The organism is Candidatus Methanoperedens nitratireducens (assembly GCF_900196725.1).
GTDB classification, from domain to species: Archaea; Halobacteriota; Methanosarcinia; order Methanosarcinales; family Methanoperedenaceae; genus Methanoperedens; species Methanoperedens nitroreducens_A.
Genome location: NZ_FZMP01000185.1, coordinates 28444 through 47909, shown reverse-complemented (window position 1 = coordinate 47909; position 19466 = coordinate 28444). Strand labels below are relative to the sequence as shown.

Below are 19466 nucleotides of genomic sequence, written 5' to 3'. Positions count from 1 at the left end.
TTAAAATAGATGTGCTGATATTTCATTCACTCGGAAGTAGAGCTATTCGGAAGTACTGAATTAACCAGCAGGTATAAATAGTATGATGGTTTAAATTTATTAAAGAAAAATGGTGATCATATGGATAGGAGCATTAACTTAGGGAATATTATCTCAATTGTTACGTCTGATAGACAGAAACTTCCTGCCCGTGTTCTTACGGGCGCTACTGTTTTGCTATTAATTGTTGCAGGCTCGCCTTTTTTATATGCTGATACCAGCAGTGTAGATGCCGCTGAAAACCCTTATGGTTCTATCTCCATTTTCAATCAAAGAAACTCAGAACCCACTTCCAGCGGCTCTTTTTTTTCTGGGACACTAATGTATCCGGCAACAACAGGGTGTATTACGGTCTGAGTGAGGCAGATGTCAATAACCTGACAAACGGGAGCTGGAGCATCTGGAGTAATAATACGTTCAATGTGAGCATCAGAGTATCAGGGCTCTCTGCAAATACTACATATTATTATAAGCCTCAGAGCCGGTACCTGGATGTTGTTAATGACTCAGTTCCAGCCAGTGCCATTGTGACCCTCAAGCCCGGTGTCTGGACGACTCCCTCGGAGTACATGGTCAGTGCGCCCGGATGGATGAGTTCGCCTGAGAACTTCCGCACTGTTAACATATCTGCGGCAATCCTGAATAACAACGGTCGCTATATCACAGGTCTGTCTCTTGAAGCTGTTATATACAACGTGACAGGCGCTGAGATCGGAAGAACAAATCTGAGCGGGACAGGACCTTACTCCGGGAACTTCATACTGCCCGATTATCTGGATGAAGGCGGATATATTGTAAGGATTACTGATTATCCCAACGTTGCAGGAGAGTTCAGCGTGCTGAGATGGGGCTGTGCAAACTGCCACATCGGCGGAGGAGTCAATTATCCTTCCACATTCAACCCTGTAACCGTTCATCCCGAACATTTTGAGACTACGGATATAAACACAGTACACTGCGGTGATAGCCTGTGCGAGACTCAAACAACATATACTTCCACGCTGCAGTGCCAGCAATGTCACCCCTTCAAAGCCCCTAGCTGGGCAGACCATCCATATCAAAGACAACCAGTCGAATGCAGTGGTTGCCATAAATCTCCATCAGGTGGGAATGCTGGACTTGTCTGCGAGAACTGCCACGGCGACAGAACAACGACAGAAAGTGTTCTTGCTCCACGTTACGGACAGGATAGGCATTACCAGAACGAGACATGTAACGATTGCCATGGTACCTTAACTTCGTTAACCACTAAGCCGAGCTGTACAACATGTCATCCGAGACCTGGATCAATCCTGAATGATACTAACATAACCATCCCCAATTCTATCGAAAATACATCACATTCCCTCAGCCAGACCGTATCCTGCGGTCTATGCCATAACCGTGAGCACGATGTAAAATCCCTCCAAACTCTGGATATAACGGTATGCAGGACATGCCATCCAGCCATAGATCATAATGGAGGGAACCAGTGCACGGCCTGCCACGGAGGCGACCCACATCAAATAACGTTCGCCGGCGGCGATACCTGTATTGAATGCCACGGTACCAATTACACTGGAGCAAACCCGATGGCAAGGACGACGCTGGTTGATATATACGCGTTTAACGAATCCATCCACAGGAACATCAACAACACGCCTCCGGATACTCTAACTAATGATGACTGCTGGAGGTGCCATTACCAGAAGGACATGAACCGCCAGAACATAAGGAAGTGCGGCGATTGCCACAGGAAGCCGAGCCAGTGGCACGGTAATGCAAACATTACCACTAACTGGTCTTTGATCTGGTGAGCGAGCAGGTATTAATAGAACAAATAGATTTACCGGGCATACGCCCGGTAGATCTTTAGAAAATGTTTCGTTTAAGAAAAATCATATTAACATGGCTTTCCTATTTTAGTAGTTAAGTTTAGTAAAAAATGTGGCGAAATAAAAACATAAAATGGAAACTACTAAAAGATTCTCTGATGATATTATTACTTATTATAGTATATAGTGGCATTGCGGCTGCTGTTGAATCAAATGCGTTAGTTGTAGAGGCTGAGGACTCTTCAATTATAGAATTAAACGGCGGCTGGAAAACGATTGAGTCTCAAAACATTACATCGATAACTGCAACACAGGCCGGCTCGACGCTAACCATTTATTTCCAGGGTGCAGAGACATACCTGATATCTAAAACAGGTGATGATGGTGTTAAGTTATCCCTGGAACTCGATGGGGCATCGAAGGGCGATATCACTTCTGAATCAAGAAATGAATATCAACAATTAAAACTTATTGGAGACTTGAATAATTCCTATCATACCCTCAGGGTAACAGTGATATCAGGAACAATTACAATTGATAAGATTGTTATAGGTTCTCCTACTGAGATTACCCCATTAGGAAAACAAGTTCCAGAAGATTATTACACAAAAGCGAGTTATAACAGACCATGGATTTTTCAAGATTCAAACGGCACATACTGGATGACAATGGAGGTCTTGAGCAAAAGCCAGTATGGAGATATCTATATAACAAATTCAAGGGATGGGATTACATGGTCTCGTCCTGAACCGGTCGTCACAAGTATATTCCACGATTATGATTCAGCAATAGTTGAAGATGATAACGGTGAATTCTGGATGGTATTCACGCGATTAGAACCTCCGGATAAAAAGAATGAGTTAAATCAAGCCTTCGGGACTGTTAATAAACCTTATTATACCCGCTCGGTCGATGGTAAAAAATGGGACGAACCAAAAGAGATCGCTATTGCACAGGATAATGCGTATTATCCGTATTTGTATTATGATATGGATTCAAAATTATTCATATATTTATATGCAACCAGCAGCCTTGAAGGGAATGAGTTCCACGATAACATATATATTATGACCTCAAAGAGCCTTGGCAACCCGGGTACATCGAGGAGGATAACTGATAATAGCATGAAGTCCTCCTATTATCCAACAATAATAAAGGACAATCGTAAGGAATACTGGCTCTATTTTGTATCTCCGAAGTTTGAGGACGAGGAGGTATTCGCGAACCATAACGATATCTTTGTTATGCGTTCTCCAGACCTATTGACATGGTCAACTCCATCTCTTATTACAGATGGTAATAAGTCGGTTGCTTATAATTATCTCCATCCGGTTTATAAAAATGATGAATATTATATAGCGCTCATGTCAAGCCAGACAACCGCAGAGGATGCATATATCATCCAGTCGAAAGATGGCTTAAAGTTCACGACACCTTTCCGGGTCATTAATAGAAGCGATACTAATGTCATTGATTACAAAAGTATGATTGCAGATCGGGATGGCGTGCTACGGATAGCTTTCTCAAAAGTAATGAATGATGGGAGCCGGGTCATATATGTTGTGAACTCTAAAGACGGCATTACATGGAACGAACCTGTCAGGGCATCTCCGGAATCAAATATTTTCGGGGAATTATGGCTTGTCTCTGAGCCTAAGCCAGAATCCGTTAAAAAATTGGAGGCATCGGATGAAAATATAGTATCGCCTGAATTAGAAGGATTGAAAGATTTAAAAACAAACGCAAGCTCAGACAATATACCGAAGAGCGGTTACAGTACATTATGGTCTGCTGTAACTCTGTTGCTGATAATAGTTGCAATTAAAAATTGGATAAGATAATTTCATGCTAATGATTATAAAGAAAATGTATATATCACAAATACCATATACAAATCAGACGGTTAAAAAAAATTAAAAAATAAATTAAAGGGATTATAATAAAAACATAGGAAAACATAGGAGAAAAGGATAGGATACTTATGTCAACATATGCCCGGAATAAAGACAGATATTTTATAGTAAGAGCAGTCATCGCGATCTTACTGGTTTTTCTAATGAGTGGTGTGGCAAGCGCAACTGTTAATACGTACTACTGGCAGCCCTCATCGGGCGCGATTGGCTCATCAGGATTTACTGCGAACTGGGGTTCTTGTGGTGCCCAGCCTACCTCATACAGGATCACGACCCTTAACAGCGCAGGATTCAATTGCCAGGATGACAGGATTACAACTTCCGGGACTGGTAACACGGTTCTGGCGATATACCCGACAAAATATAACACGGCAACACAGGTCACCGGCAGACCTGGAGCCACATTTTATCTGAGAGAGAGGAGCGGGGCAGGCCCGGTCACATACCGTTTTGAGCTGGGGTATGCAAAAGCAGGTGCCTTTACTTCTTTCGGATATGTGAGCCAGACAGTGCCATCAAATAATGAAGGCTCATATACCATCAACATGAGCAGTATCACGGGAACAGCACCTGTAGACTCTTATCTTGCTCTCAGGATTTCGACCAGCTTATCAAGCGGAGAACAGAGGGCATACTTTGGAAGTACAAATTCGAACAGCGGTCGTTTTTCGGTTGATGAAGTAGCGGGTCAATCAAATCCCGCGTATAATGTCACGGTGAGATCGTTGCCGCTATCCGCAAGTGTCATTGCAGGGGGTAATTACGTTTATACAATCACGGTTAACAATACGGGTAATACCAACGGAAACTACACTCTCGGTATAACCGATTCTGATACCACGAACTTTTTAAATTCAGTGCCCGGCAGAACCACATTATCAGTACCTGCCGGCGGCAGTAACCAGACCACTCTTACGGTAACAGCAAAAGGAACAGCACCGAACGGCGCTGCTGATACCACTACAGTGACAGCCACTTCGGTTGAAAATACGAATTATACTAATTCTACGCAGGTCACGACCACGGTGCAGGCAGCAGCAGCAGGCCCCAGCAAAGTGATCGTCAGGACAAACAGGCAGATTATACTTGATGACCCCAACTCCAATACCATTGGCTCATCTACGTGGGGCAGCAATTACTGGAGTGGAGAAACAACAACTATCCGTGCTTACGCCCTTGCTCTTGATAGCAAAGGCAGAGCGATTGCCAATCATCCGGTGAATTTTAGTATCAGCGGTATAGCAGGCAGTTCATTAACAGTGAATACAAACACCGATGGTGTTGCTTCTTATTCATATCAACTCAACGATGCATCTAACAACGGCGCAAAGGCTCCGGGCAATTATACAATAATCGCTAATGCAGGTGCGGTTAGCTCTCGTATCAACTTCACATACAGCTATTTCGGTTGTTCACGGTGCCACAATGATAAAGGATTGAGCGGCATAACCAGCAGGAACCTGAATCCAAAATCACCATATATCACAACGTATAACCAGATGCATGCCCAGACAACAAATAAACATAACAATGGTAAAGCCAGTACTCAGCTTCAGGGAAATCAATGTAATTATTGTCATACAAGCTATGGGACGGGTACTTCTACAGTAAATAATCCATCCACCATTGGAACGGATGTCCACAGCACAACCCAGAAATGTTCAAACTGCCATGACAGTGGAACAGGATTCTTCGATAGTGCAGCCATTATAAAAGATTGTGCAGCCTGCCATTCATCATACAATAATAAGGTAACGAGCTATCCATCGGCGAACTTCTGGACAGGCGGGATGATAAAATACTCATCCCAGCCCATGGTAGCTCACCAGGCAACCCCGGCAATACCATGTATTCTGTGCCACAGTCCAATGCACAATGTTTCTACACCTGATACGATAAAGAGCCTGAACACGTATACAGAAGATAATGAGTGTACAAGCTGCCACGCTTCACAGGGTAAGCACTCAACATCCGATCCGGTCTATTGTACAGCCTGCCACTCCCAGGATGCCCACGTCATAGGTGTAATGAATAAGACATCGCCTACACAGCCTGCATTTGTCAGTGCAGGCAGTGCTAATGCTATAACGGCTTCAGATTGTGTGGATTGTCATGCGCCGGGACCTGAGGCAACGTACTTTGCAGGACTTACAGGTATGACGGGCTATGGTTATACTACAAATTACATAACCGCTACACCAGTTCATAACAACCATAACGGTACCGTGGCATGTACTGTCTGCCATGATAATTCAGATTTACATAATATAAAGTACCTGACAGCAGGCGGCACATATTCAACATCCAATGCAAGCGCAGTTACATGTATCGATTGCCACAGCGGGCAGAATCCTGCTGTAAGGGATACTGTAAATTCAAAGCTCGGAAGATTACCGCCGGTTGTAAATACTCCTGTGAACCACAGCACTGATAGTGCAGGTGCTCATTGGGGAACCTACTGGTCAGATGCAAACGGGGCGTGCCTGTACTGCCACGGCGATAACAAGCATAATGCAACAAGGCTTGGAAATGCCTTGGCGGCTGTCGGTTCTGATAATATCGGCGGTGCGATTGGAACCGGAACGGTCTGCTCAAGCTGCCACAATCCAGGCGACAGTAATTATGCAGCAACGATGAGCGTGCTAAATCCAGACCCGGTAGCTAACCAGCCGGGAAGCGTTAACTGGAATGCAAGTGGTGTGGATCACTCATCATACGGAGCTACAGATGCCGACTGTAAAGCATGCCATGGAGGAGTACTCTCAGTATCCGCAGATATAAGCGAATTCCTGCATAATGTTGATACAGGCAAATCCGGTGGACCGAATTGTATCGGTTGCCATAACGTCGGAGGCATAGCAGGACCTGGAAGACTTGTAAACGTCAGTGCTATGAATGAAGCCAATTCACTTCATAAAGACCTGAACAGGGATGCTGTAACAGGCTTATTCCCGGAGAACAAGAAGTGCTGGGCATGTCACGGCAATGGCAACGAACCGGGACAGGGACATCCTGCCAACTACCAGACCCCTTACAGGTGTACAGACTGCCATATACCGGATGCAGGACAAAACACGAACTTCACACCGGGCAGCATACTGGAGATATCCCAGCACTACTGGAATGGAACAAGTATCAAAACCTCAGCGGCTACTTCATGTTATGACTGCCATAACAAGAGCGAAATGATGCTCGGTCAGAACCTTGATCCGGACGGTTCGGCAAGCGTATATGGAGGAGCGAACGGCGGAAGCAACAGCACAAGTCACTATGGCAGGAAGCGGTCGGATTATCCTGTTCAGGGAACTAACGATTACTGCAATCAGTGCCATAACAATCCGGCAACAGCGTTCCCGTTCGTAGATGATGCGAACAAGATAATTGCAAATCATTCAACTAACTATGCATCAAGTCCGAATTGTTCTGACTGCCATGCCACACAGGTGGGAAGGATACATAACAGCACTCTGTACAAACCGGCACTCAGCCTGCCGAACTCAACGTTCTGCCTGAACTGCCATGGAGCAGGAGGCAGTGCAACTATAAGGAATAAGGAACAGCACAACGGAACCCTTGACTGTACGCAGTGCCATCTGAACTCTACAAAGAGCATACATCCGGTAAAGTACCTGCAGTCTGATGGTACATGGGATACTGCAAGAACAAATGCAGTTAACTGTACAAACTGTCACCAGGGTGCAGGCATTAGTGGGTTTGATGTAGCTCCTAAAGTACCTGAACCCGTGAACCACTCGACATCTCTAAGTGCGGGTCAGAAATGGGGCAATTACTGGGACAATACCTCACAGATAACAGCATGCTACTATTGCCACCAGAATGAGATTCATGAAAACAATACAGATCTCCTTGGTAATATTTCAATCATAAAAGGCTCGAATACGCTTAATAACCCTGACCTTGCAAACTCAACATGGTGTGCTAACTGCCACTATGCCGGAGCCCAGGATTATAAGGGGAACCTGTTAGCCGTATCTCCACCCGAGATCACCGACTCAAGCCTCGCGGCAAGCGATGGAACACTCTTCTTTAACCATAGCAGCCTTTCAGGTTTCAACGATTCCAATTGCAAGAGCTGTCATGGGCGTGCCTTATCCGGATATTCAGAGACTTCCCTGAACCTATCTCACAGCGTAAGCGAGGGAGGAGGAGATAACTGTATTGACTGCCACGGCACGAATTATATTGGGGCATCTCCTTCAGTTACCCAAACCTTTGTGAATATCTCAGCCTTCAATGAATCCATCCACCAGGAGATAAACGCAACACCAGTAGCTATAATAAGCAATCAAGATTGCTGGACATGCCACTATAATAAGGACATGAACCGCCAGAATGTAAAGAAGTGCGGCGATTGCCACAGGAAGCCGAGCCAGTGGCACGGTAATGCCAATATTACGACCAACTTATCTGAACTGTGGTGAGCAGGATAGGAAACATATTTAAATTTTAATGGGGGTGGGTTAGATTTAGCATAGCTATTCTGTTGTATACAGAAATAATTAATTTCGATGGCTATATATGAAATTGTGAACGATAAATATATATGCCAGAAAGTTAACTAAACCCAATTATTTAAGGATAGATAGGTAAAAACGTCGTCTCTAAAGCGCCAGTCCGAATTTACTCTGAATAGAGGAGCGTGTCAATAATGGTAAAAAAACGGATAATTGAGGGAATTGAAGATAGAAAAAAGCTTGCTGTCAGGCTGATAACAGTTGCAACAGTATTGTTTCTGATTTTCGCAGGGTCACCATTTGCGAATATAAACACTAATACGGCGAATGCAGAAACAAACCCTTATGCTTCTGTCGGGACAATAGTTGTCAACACAAATAATACCGCTGCAACTTTCACCCTTACAGGTCCGACTACGTATGCAGGCAATGGAACGAGCTGGAGCCAAGCCGATGCACCAATTGGTACTTACACCATAACCTATGATTCAATCCCCGGATACGATACGCCTCTGGGTGATACCCAGACTCTTGCTAACGGGGGCACTATTACTTTTACAGGGTTATATAATGATACAATCTCACCCACCACAACAGCAACCCTCTCAGGAACCGCCGGTAACAACGGCTGGAATATCTCTGATGTTACGGTCATTCTATCAGCAGTTGATATTAATGGAGGCTCAGGAGTAAAAAAGACCGAATATGGTTTTGATGGCTTGAACTGGAATACCTACACTGCTCCATTTATAATTACCACTGAAGGAACAACAGCAGTTTATTATCGCTCAACTGATAATGCAGACAACATTGAATCTGCTAAGAATCAAACTGTTAAGATAGACAAAACCTCTCCTGTAATTATCAGCAGCCAAACTCCTGCCCCTAATGCCAACGGCTGGAACAACGCCAATGTTACGGTTCATTTCGATTGCAGCGATAGTTTATCCGGATTGGAAAGCTGCACACCTGATAGTACAATATCAAATGAAGGGGCTAATCAGTTAGTAACCGGAACTGCAACCGATAAAGCAGGTAATTTCGCAAGCACGGTTGCAGGAATTAATATCGATAAAACTCCTCCGATAATCACGATTAATACGCCCACTCCTTTCGGACTCTACCCTGCCGGGACTGCTCTGAACTTTTCAGCGACAGACTCTTTAAGTGGCGTAGGGACCGTGTTAGGGAATTTGACTAACATTAGTGGACAATCACTGGAAGTACCTGACGGCTTTATACCTCCCCCTGGGATCTATTCTCTGGTAGTTAACTCAACTGATAGAGCCGGTAACGTCGCCACAAGTGACCGTATATACTTTGCTGTGTATCGATGAATTCATAAATCAAAATTAAGAGGATATCTAAGAAGAATAAAAAAATTTTTATTTTTCTAAACCTAAAAATAATCAATTCGATAACTATATATGAAAAACTGGCTAAAAGAACGATTAAATAATACTGACATAAAACGGCTGGATTTTCATGCGTTATAATAGAAACATACTGATTGTTGTGCTTCTAAACTTCTTTCTTACCAGTACAGTACTTGGCGCGATTCCTGCCTGGGACAAAACCTTTGGAGGAACAGGCAGTGATTCGGCAGCATCGGTAATACAAAACCAAAATGGCGAGTATGTGATTGCAGGAACTTCATCATCCTATGGGGCAGGAGGTTACGATGCCTGGCTAATTATAACGGATTCCAAAGGCAACTGGTTGTGGGACAAATCCTTTGGAGGAAGAAACAATGATCTGGCAGCCTCAGTTATACAAACCTCTGATGATGGGTATATGATTGCAGGAACCACATCATCCTATGGAGCAGGGGGTTCTGATGTCTGGTTAGTTAAAACAAATTCTAAAGGCAACTGTTGTGGGACAAAACCTTTGGAGGTAAAGGCGACGATCTGGCAGCCTCAGTTATACAAACTTTTGATGGCGGATATATTATCGCAGGAACTACATCGTCCTACGGCGCAGGAGGTTCTGATGTCTGGCTAATTAAAACAGACCATAAAGGAAACTGGTTATGGGATAAACCATTTGGAGGAAAAGGCAACGATTCGGCAGCATCGGTGATACAGACCTCTGATGACGGGTATATAATTGCAGGAACTACATCATCCTACGGCGCAGGAAGTTCAGATGCCTGGTTAATTAAAACAGACTCCAAAGGGAATTTGTTATGGGACAAAGCCATTGGAGGAAAAGATAATGACTCAGCAACCGCAGTGCAGCAAATTTCCGATGGCGAGTATATAATTGCAGGAACTACATCATCCTATGGCGCAGGAAGTTCAGATGCCTGGTTGATTAAAACAGACCCCAAAGGTAACTGGTCATGGGACAAACCTTTTGGAGGAACCGGTTATGATTCGGCAGCCTCGGTGCAGCAAACTTCCGATAACGGGTATATAATTGCAGGAATCACTTCCTCCTACAGTGCAGGAGGCACCGACGTATGGTTGATCAAAACCGATTCTAATGGGAACAGAACATGGGATAAGACCTTCGGAGGAGCCGGAGATGATTCGGCAGCCTCAGTGCAGCAAACTTCCGATGGCGAGTATATTATCGCAGGAACCACATCATCCTATAGCACAGGCGGCTCCGATGCGTGGCTTATTTACGTTCTTGATGATAATGCAACACCTGCAAGAAAATCATTAAGCACTCCCTCATTTATATCGACTAATAAGTCAATTATAATAGCAGCGTTAATATTATTAGCATCATTATTTATTATAGCTAAATTGAGAAAATATAAGCTTTAAAATTAGCGACAGCTCTCTTCATTATCTGGATAAAGGAGCATATTCTTTGGAAAAACCAAAAACAATAACTGTTGTAATCCCTACAAAAAATAACCAGGATACCATAAGTGAGCTATTAAATTCCCTTATGAATCAGAGCGTAAAGCCTGATGAGATAATAGTTGTCGATTCCTCTACAGACCGTACACCGTCTATTGTTCTTGGATTTCCCGTGAAGCTGATAAGAACGCCGGCTAACGGTGCAAATTCTGCAAGGAACACAGGAATTAAAAATTCTGCTGGCGATATAGTAGCTTTTATAGATGGAGATTGCAAAGCAGATAAGGATTGGATTAAGTATATAACACAGGGTTTTGATAATGAAAACATTGCATGTGCAGGCGGCAGTGTAAAAACATTGAATCTTGATACTTTTTTTGGGCTTTACGGCAAGCTGTCATGGATTCCATTAATGCCTGAGTATAAAAACAATTATACCATTAATGATACGAATTTCTTGAAAAGGAAGCCTGTAAGTGCTAATATGGCAGTTGCAAAAAAAAATTTGTGAAAATAGGATACTTTGATGAGAACTATAAAGGAGGGTACGAGGAGTTCGATTACGAATACCGGATTGTTAAATCAGGCTATGATGTTTTATGTACCGGAGAAGCTATAGTGTGGCATAAACATCGGGAAACCTTTAGCTCACTGGTGAATCAATACTATCTATATGGCCTGGGGTCTGGAAGATTTTGCAAGAAATATCCGCATGCATCTTTTACTAAATGGCACAAAAGAAACGAATTGATATTATTCAGTGTATTAATATTATATATATACTCATTAATATTTATTAATAACAACATTATTTTTTGGCTTTTTGTACTATTGTCCACACCTATATTGTATTTAATTATATATTATTTTAAATTGTTTTTTAAAAAAGAAAGCTTATACATACCGGCGTATGTCTTTGTCGATATCGTGAGAATATATAGCTTTTATATCGGGCAAATGATAGGTAGGAGTAAGAAATTATAAAGGAATTAAGAATGAAGGTAACGCTTGTTCAACCCTCTATTAAAGTTAAGAAAAGGGAATTTTACGGGGCTGCTCCTCCCCTCGGGCTGTGTTACTTGGCAGCCGTCTTAGAGCGGGCAGGACATCGGGTCAATATAATTGATGGCATTGAAGGAGCGATACGCAATGAAGATGGATTCAGGCGTATCGGAATGTCAATGGAGGAGCTGGCTTCCAGAGTATCAGATTCGCATCCCGATGTTGCAGGAATCAGCTGCATGTATAGTTTGATGTGGGAGGATGTTGCCAGATTATCAGCTATATTAAAGGATATGATTCCGGATACACTTCAAGTACTGGGCGGTTTTCATCCTTCAGCTCTTCCGGAGGATTCTCTAAATACATCTAATGCAGATTGTGTAGTTGTTGGAGAAGGAGAAGAAGCTTTCCTGGAACTTGTCAATAGTTATTCTGGTTCAGGAGATTTTTCCAGGATAAAAGGAATAGCATTTAAAAATAAAGGCTCAATTGTTTTAAACCCCGCAAGGCCCCATATCCAGAATCTTGATTCAATTCCTTTCCCGGCACGGCACCTGATAAATATGGAGAAGTACATACAGATCGGGAAGGCTCCCGGCAGCCAGAAGAACCGCCGTTTCACAACAATGCTTACAAGCCGAGGCTGCCCGAATAATTGCATTTTCTGCTCTATTAAGACAGTATGGGGTCGGAAGTGGAGAGCCAGGAGTCCTGAAAATGTGGTCGATGAGATCGAAGAGCTTGTAAAGAGACACAGAATTAAAGAGTTCCATTTTGTAGATGATAATATTTCATTGAATAAGGAACGGATGAACAGGATTTGTGATTTGATAATCGAGAGGAAACTGGATATCTCCTGGACCACGCCCAACGGCGTTTATGTAACTACCCTGGACAGGGATCTTTTGTCCAAGATGAAAAAGAGCGGCTGCTATCAGCTTGCGTTCGGGATTGAGTCCGGGAACGAGCATGTTCTGCGCGACATAATTCATAAACCTCTTTCTTTGACAAGAACAAAAGATGTAATCGGGTATGCAAGAGAGACTGGTATCTGGACGCATGGTTTTTTTGTTATAGGTTTTCCGGGTGAGACAGGTAAGATGATACAGGACACCCTTGATTTTGCCAGGAATTCCAACCTTGATTCTGCCTATTTTTCGATTGCTACGCCTTTTCACGGCACCGAACTTTATAGCCTCATGACTAAAGAAGGTATCAAGATCAATGATTTCTCAAAGCTGAGGAATGTGGATTCAGCTACTGGTAGTAACATTTTCACGCCGGATGAGATTATAGAAATCCAGAAGAGGTTAATCAGGGACTTCTATAAGTACAGGTTTTTGAAGAAATAAAACCGGAAAGCATATTGAGACGGATGAGGAACATAAAATCAATAGCTGATTTGCGCTTTTTAACAGGTAAATTTTCCAGGCTGGTCGGAATATGGTAGCCATATTTAAGAGGGCGATCCGGAAATCATTGCTTTAAATACTGGAACTGTATATGTACTGTCTCTAACTGTATATGTACTACCTTTCTTCCATATATTGAATTGCTGCTGAATATCGGGCTTATTGCCATAAGCATCCGAATACATATCCTTGGAGACGACAAATCCGGTTTGGATTATCTTTTTTGTGTTATTGAGTTTTACCTCCCCGATCGTTACATTTATGCCGTCCCTGATTGTTTCAAATACCATGGTATCATACCCCGCATCTTGCAGTGTGATTTCTAACATGGAATTGTTACTTTCGTCCGGAACTGTCAGAACTATGCTGCCATATCCATAGCCCTGGATAGACCTGGAATGGTTCTTTGCCTCGCCCCATGCTTTTCCATATATCCACCCATTATTATTTTTGGTCCAGTTGTCTGCAGGTTCGCCTATGAACACGGCTGGTTTTTCCATTCTGGCATAGGTATTGTTTGAATATCGTTTGAATACATAGGACGATATACCATATTTGTCTGTGAACTTTCCCCTGTAATCATAATATACCAGGTATTCGTTCAGGAAATCGTTCATAGAGTAGGAGAAAGATATGTCAGTGGTATAAAGCACATACTTGTGGTCAAGCTCTGTGTATTTATCCACTATTACAATATAAGTTGCATTCCGCTCATCCCGGGATTCAAGTGGAAATGTCCCCAGCGCGTTGTTTTTATATCCAAGCCAGAAAAGATAGATGTTTCCGGGTGCATACCCCATATAGAATGCACCTTTAATGCCGCTGTAGGCTTCAAGGACAGGATAGTGGGCGTTCGTAATGAAAAACTCTCCCCCTGCATGCATGTCTTTATTATGCGTCAGGTAATAAGGGGTATTATTGTTTGAAATATATTTTCCTGCTTCTTTTAACGAATCTATATGCCACCAGTCGTCTATGAGCGTGGCTGAATAAACAGAGCCATTAGCCACGCTGCCATAATCAAAAGACAATCCTGCCAGCAGGAATATCAAAATTACAGCGGCTATCCCGGTTTGAAAACTTCTTATCTTATACAGTATTTTATCCACGGAATAACCGAAAAATATGCATACGGATGGCGTCAGGATCAAAAGGTATCTCGCGAAATATGTTCCTGAGAATACGGTGAAGATAACTATGTTTAACAGGAAAGCCAGCACATAAAAGGCGCTCAAGCGGTGGTGCTCATAAAGAGCTTTTTCGATTAAGTATCCCAGGCCTGCCATGGAAATCACAAAGGATATGAACCCTATATGTGTGCTTACAGTTATCAGCGTCCAGTTGAAGGCAAGTTTTTGCCCCACGCTCCATCCGTAAGTCGTTTTGAGGATAGTCCACGGGAAGTAGATGCTCTGTCCCAGCATCAGGGATATCAGCAGTATCACGGCTGTGTATGGCATTATAAGTTGGACTATCTCCATTGGCTTTTTAGTTCTTTTCATCATTAGATGGATGATAGTTATTAACAGGAATACGCCGGCGTATATCTTGGTAAAAGTTGCAAGACCGAACATGGCTCCTGCTATTTGCAGGAGGTATGGTTTTCCGGATGACAGGTACTTTGAGTAAGCGTAAATACCCGCTGTTATGAAAAGGACGGTAAGCATATCCAGTGTCGCAAACCTTGAATAAGCTATAAAGTACGGGTTAAAAGCAAAAATTAACGAAGCTATAATACCGGTAGAGGGACTGTATTCCGAGCCCAGTTTATAAATAAAATAAGTAACTGCCACCGATATCAATACTGTTACGATGCGGAAAAACGCCTCATCGTTCATAAAATAAAAATACTTATAGAGGAACGACATGAGCATAAAATAAACGGGGGGGTGGGCTGTCCCGAGCATCCTCATGCTTTGCCAGTCGTATCCGTTCGCTACTATGTCCTTTACGATCTTCACATAAATGGCTTCATCAAAAACAAATGCATGTTCGTCTATTCTGATGATACGCACTAAAAAAGCCGATACAAGCACTATTAAAATGATGATTTTAGAGAACCCTGACATACTGATATCAAAAGTCTTTTCCCTGTAAGCTGCCGGAGCACCTTCCTGCAGCTTCGAAGGTTCACCTGAATATTCTTTATCTCTTATACGCCTTCTTCTTCTTGATTGCATCCAGTATCTCTATTATAAGTATAGATTCTTTAACCTTATTAATATTATTTATTCCTTCTTTTATATGGTTTATAAAAGTTGTATCCTGCTCCAGGTATGACCTGTTCAAAGCCCACATGGGGTTTCTTAAGTCCATGTTTTCCGGATAAATGGTATGTGTGCCTTTTCCTGCCCTGTATTCATTTATCTTTCCGCTATATATAGCAGGGGTAAGAACGCCCCTGTCACCTACGATCCTGAGGGTCTTGAGCGTCTCGGTATGCAGATACTCAGATAATGGTGCCCACAACGCCTGGAGATGACCGATAACCCCGCTCTCAAACTTAATCGAGATATCTGCTATATTCTCAACAGGCAGGTCATCATAAGTACCGCTAAACCCGTATGCCTCCTCTATGCTGCTGTCCGCGAACCATGAGCTTATGTCGATGAGGTGACATAAGCCGTCCATGAGCACGCCTCCTCCTTTTTCCGGGTCTAAATAGAAGGATTTGTCCTCCCGCAAATAAGGCGCTTCAGCCAGGTAATACCCGTTTATTGTAATAATTCTGCCGATATGCCCTTTTTTCAGGAGTTTCTTAGCTAATTTTAATTGCGGCATGAACCGGAGGTTATAACCCGTTTCTACAATGAGACCGGTATCCCCGGCGGTTTTTTCGATACTTTGCGCCTCATCTGGCGTCATGCACAGTGGCTTTTCCACAAATACGTTTTTCCCGCGGTTGAGGCAATCAATTACCAGGGCGTAATGCGTATGCGAAGGTGTCAGTATGAACACGGCATCCACGGAATCCAGAAGTTCCATGTAGTCCAGGAAACGTCTGTTCTTTTCAATGCCAAATAGCTCACCGATGTTCTCCAGCGCTCTTGCATCGGTATCGGAGATGAAAACTGCCTTTATATCCGGGTTCTTGACCAGGATCGGCAGATGTACGCTCTTTGCTATGTTACCGCAGCCGATAATTCCTATATTGAGTTTCATTTCTCACCTATATGTTGATTTTAGTTGTTTTTCTAAGCAATACGGAGAATGCATCACGATAAGATATCTTCTGCTTCAGTACTTCCATATCAACAGCTCCGAGGGCATCACCTGCAAATGCTACGGAGTTCCCCAGCATCTCAAGCCGCTTCCCGAGGGATGCAATATAAAAACCAAACCTTGTAGTTGTGTATGGCAGGCGCGCCATTGTTTTATATGGAACAGGATTATCAAGCAGCTCCACCTCTCCGGTTATATGTATATCCCTTTTACCGAGGACTTTCTGCGCCAGCTCAAGATGGGGTACCTTCTTTATTCCCATATAAGCTGATGCCACAAGGTCGGTAGATAAAACATCGTCTCCTGCGATAAAAACATTATCCTGCTTGGGCATTCCGTCGACCGGTCCTCTTCCTTCCAGACCCATATTTCCCTCAATGATAGTAAGATTCGGTCTGTAGAACCCTGCAAGGTCTACCAGGATGCTGTCAAGGAATGGATGGAGGCTTTCCTTATCTTTCCTTGCGATCATACCAAAAAGGTTTTTGGTACCGAGGCTGACTTTTGTGAAAACGTGGGTTTTCAATCTTGCCATATTTATCAGGCAGTCGCACTCATACAAAGTGAGAGGAACATTAAGTATGCCTATTATCCCGCCGTTCACGTCCACTTTCACAGCATCGTCCTTTGACAGGTTTGCAACCCCGGCGCCTTCCAGATCTGTGTATCCGAGTCTCTTAAAAGCCGTATCCGCGTTCAGGGCTGTGGCATCTGACTCAACAACCTTGATCCGGGCATCAGGATTGATCTTCAGTATGCGGGCTATTATACCATTTACAGATTCTACGCTCGTTGTTATCGGGCAGGATGCTATGGTACAGAGATTTACCTTGATAACGTAATTATTGACTTTCGGGATGTTTTTGAAAGCGGCTGCCATCACTTCTTCTGGATCCCTCCCGATAGTTACCGATGTGGTCATATTTTTTTCACATTTAATTTTTTGTACGACCGGATAGTTAATTCCTCATATAAGTCCCGGAGGCTGTTACCTCTCCTTATCCAGAAAAATACCGGTGTAATGGTAAGGATAACAAGGATTATCCCGGCGTTAATAAGAGTGATTTTAACTCCCAGCATCGAATTCAGGAAAAAGATGCTTAATGTCGAGATAGAGATCGACAGGGCGATCGATAAAGCAACAAGCTCAAGCGCATCCTTTTTCTCTTTCTCAAAGAGCAAAAGACACCAGGCAAGACCGGGGATAAGGAACAGGAAAAGACCGCCCAGGACAGCCCGTAGAAATTCTATCATCTTACCTCGTAGATATATATGTTGTTCTCGTTATGCACTAATCTCAAGGAACTCATGTTGATTTCTCCTTTGCTATATATATAATTAGGTTTGAACTCCGGCAGGAGTTTCTCTTTCATTTCTGTATCCCCTCTGAAGAAATCCAGGCTTTTATTAACGCTTTCCTGGCTTGACCCCAGCCTTCCCCGCAACAGCGATACCACTTTCCTGTCCGAAATTACGCCAATAGCTCCTGATATCCTTGGGGTTGCCAGGATAACAGCGTCCTGCGGAGTATTATCTTTCAGCCACAAGATAGGTCCGTATTCCTCCGGCTCCATTACTAGGGGTATATCTTTTTTATATGCAAGAATAGAATTGACCTGGAGTGCCAGGATTATAACAACAAGCGCAACGGCTATTTTTTTGTTCTTGATAGATATATATATGTAAAACAATCCGATCCCGGCAAGTATCAACAGGAGCTCAGCCATATACATAACAACCCGCTCGTACGGGGCAAAAAATGCATATCCCAGGTAAATGTAAGCCAGGATAAGGATAAGAAGTGCATCTACCGACAGCGGAAGTATTTTCGCTTCATTATCCGACATTGCTTTAGAGAAGCCAAAGATTGAAAGCCCGAAGGCAATTATTCCCATGTATACCGGAAATTGCATCATGGCAAAGAATCCATTGATCGGGGTAGAGCGCGAGAATGTAAGGATTTTAAGTACCTTGGCAGCATAGCCTGCAACCGAGCCATCGAAAGGGACGAGTACAAACAGCAGAACAAATAGTATAGCGACAAAGATAAGGAGTTTATTTTTATACTGTTTAATGTTATGCGGGTTGAACGCTATGTAAAGACCGAATATCGGAACGAATATAATAGCAGACGCCGGGTGCGCCAGCGTTGTGACCGCGAAAACAAATAAAAGTACCGGGAGATATTTATTTGAAACACGGGATTTCAGGAAAAGGTAAAAGATCAAAGGGATGAGGGCAAGACCAAAGGAAGCTGCTACCAGGAACCACGGACCAAGGAAAAATACATCGCTTTTCAGGGTCATGACGAAAATAGCGGATATCAATGCAGGCAGGTCGTTTTTTGTGAGGTACCTTACCAGGATGAATGTATTGAAAGACATTATGAAGACAAAAACAGTTGGAAGGATAAGTCCTGTATCCAGCGGGGGGATCCCTGTGAAAAGGCTTGAGAGCGCGATAAAAAGGTTGTAATTCAGTTCCCACCTGGCAGAACTGGTGTTTGCAACGCCGTGACCTTCCTCATTGAAGTTAAGATAATACGGGTTTCCGGGAAGAAATGGATTATACTCTACAAGTTTTTTTTCTTTTAAGATTTCCTGGGATATCTTTATGTTGTCCCATTCGTCAGTATGAAAAGGGAAGCGGTAGTCGAAATGGATGCTGCCGGTTGTGTATATGCTCAATAAAATTAAAATCGTTATGTAAACTATTGGTCTTTTCAAGATGTTTCTATCCTTGATTAGGTCAGCATAAATAATTAACTCACCTG

The 19466-nt window shown here is 43.1% G+C and carries 13 protein-coding genes; 8 read left to right on the top strand and 5 right to left on the bottom strand.

Annotation, left to right across the window (positions count from 1 at the left end):
• Nucleotides 1-120: 120 nt before the first annotated feature.
• The 8 genes from MNV_RS19075 to MNV_RS12195 all read left to right on the top strand — a co-directional run bounded on the left by MNV_RS19075 (nucleotide 121) and on the right by MNV_RS12195 (nucleotide 13411).
• Nucleotides 121-396, top strand: a complete 276-nt coding sequence (locus MNV_RS19075) for a hypothetical protein (protein WP_143311764.1) — start codon at nucleotides 121-123, stop codon at nucleotides 394-396.
• On the top strand, nucleotides 381-1835 hold the full coding sequence (locus MNV_RS12230; RefSeq protein ID WP_096206245.1) for a cytochrome c3 family protein: 1455 nt from the start codon (nucleotides 381-383) through the stop codon (nucleotides 1833-1835). The genes MNV_RS19075 and MNV_RS12230 overlap by 16 nt, the downstream gene beginning before the upstream one ends.
• Before the next feature lie 176 nt (nucleotides 1836-2011).
• Nucleotides 2012-3694: a hypothetical protein gene (locus MNV_RS12225; RefSeq protein WP_096206244.1), complete on the top strand. Its 1683-nt coding sequence runs from the start codon at nucleotides 2012-2014 to the stop codon at nucleotides 3692-3694.
• A gap of 140 nt (nucleotides 3695-3834) precedes the next feature.
• On the top strand, nucleotides 3835-8208 hold the full coding sequence (locus MNV_RS12220) for a hypothetical protein (RefSeq protein ID WP_096206243.1): 4374 nt from the start codon (nucleotides 3835-3837) through the stop codon (nucleotides 8206-8208).
• A gap of 227 nt (nucleotides 8209-8435) precedes the next feature.
• The gene (locus tag MNV_RS12215) at nucleotides 8436-9578 is read left to right on the top strand and encodes an OmpL47-type beta-barrel domain-containing protein (RefSeq protein WP_096206242.1); all 1143 of its coding nucleotides are present in this window, start codon (nucleotides 8436-8438) and stop codon (nucleotides 9576-9578) included.
• Between the two features lie 537 nt (nucleotides 9579-10115).
• Nucleotides 10116-11018 carry a hypothetical protein gene (locus tag MNV_RS19750; protein ID WP_179293974.1) on the top strand — a complete coding sequence of 301 codons (903 nt, stop codon included), beginning with the start codon at nucleotides 10116-10118 and terminating at the stop codon, nucleotides 11016-11018.
• Nucleotides 11019-11064: 46 nt separating this feature from the next.
• Nucleotides 11065-11568, top strand: coding sequence for a glycosyltransferase family 2 protein (locus MNV_RS12205; RefSeq protein WP_179293973.1), 504 nt, complete (start codon nucleotides 11065-11067; stop codon nucleotides 11566-11568).
• Nucleotides 11569-12052: 484 nt separating this feature from the next.
• The gene (locus tag MNV_RS12195; protein ID WP_096206239.1) at nucleotides 12053-13411 is read left to right on the top strand and encodes a B12-binding domain-containing radical SAM protein; all 1359 of its coding nucleotides are present in this window, start codon (nucleotides 12053-12055) and stop codon (nucleotides 13409-13411) included.
• 104 nt (nucleotides 13412-13515) lie between these two features.
• Here the strand turns inward: MNV_RS12195 and MNV_RS12190 are convergent, their stop codons facing one another.
• The 5 genes from MNV_RS12190 to MNV_RS12170 are packed head-to-tail and all read right to left on the bottom strand — an operon-like array spanning nucleotide 13516 to nucleotide 19419.
• Nucleotides 13516-15651, bottom strand: coding sequence for an ArnT family glycosyltransferase (locus tag MNV_RS12190; RefSeq protein ID WP_096206238.1), 2136 nt, complete (start codon nucleotides 15649-15651; stop codon nucleotides 13516-13518).
• A complete protein-coding gene (locus MNV_RS12185; RefSeq protein ID WP_096206237.1) occupies nucleotides 15617-16633 on the bottom strand; it encodes a Gfo/Idh/MocA family protein in 1017 nt (338 codons plus the stop codon). The genes MNV_RS12190 and MNV_RS12185 overlap by 35 nt, the downstream gene beginning before the upstream one ends.
• 7 nt (nucleotides 16634-16640) lie before the next feature.
• The gene (locus MNV_RS12180) at nucleotides 16641-17615 is read right to left on the bottom strand and encodes a DUF362 domain-containing protein (RefSeq protein ID WP_096206236.1); all 975 of its coding nucleotides are present in this window, start codon (nucleotides 17613-17615) and stop codon (nucleotides 16641-16643) included.
• Nucleotides 17612-17947, bottom strand: coding sequence for a DUF1616 domain-containing protein (locus MNV_RS12175; protein ID WP_096206235.1), 336 nt, complete (start codon nucleotides 17945-17947; stop codon nucleotides 17612-17614). Before MNV_RS12175 ends, MNV_RS12180 begins: the two co-directional genes overlap by 4 nt.
• Nucleotides 17944-19419, bottom strand: a complete 1476-nt coding sequence (locus MNV_RS12170) for a glycosyltransferase family protein (RefSeq protein WP_143311762.1) — start codon at nucleotides 19417-19419, stop codon at nucleotides 17944-17946. The genes MNV_RS12175 and MNV_RS12170 overlap by 4 nt, the downstream gene beginning before the upstream one ends.
• Nucleotides 19420-19466: the final 47 nt, after the last annotated feature.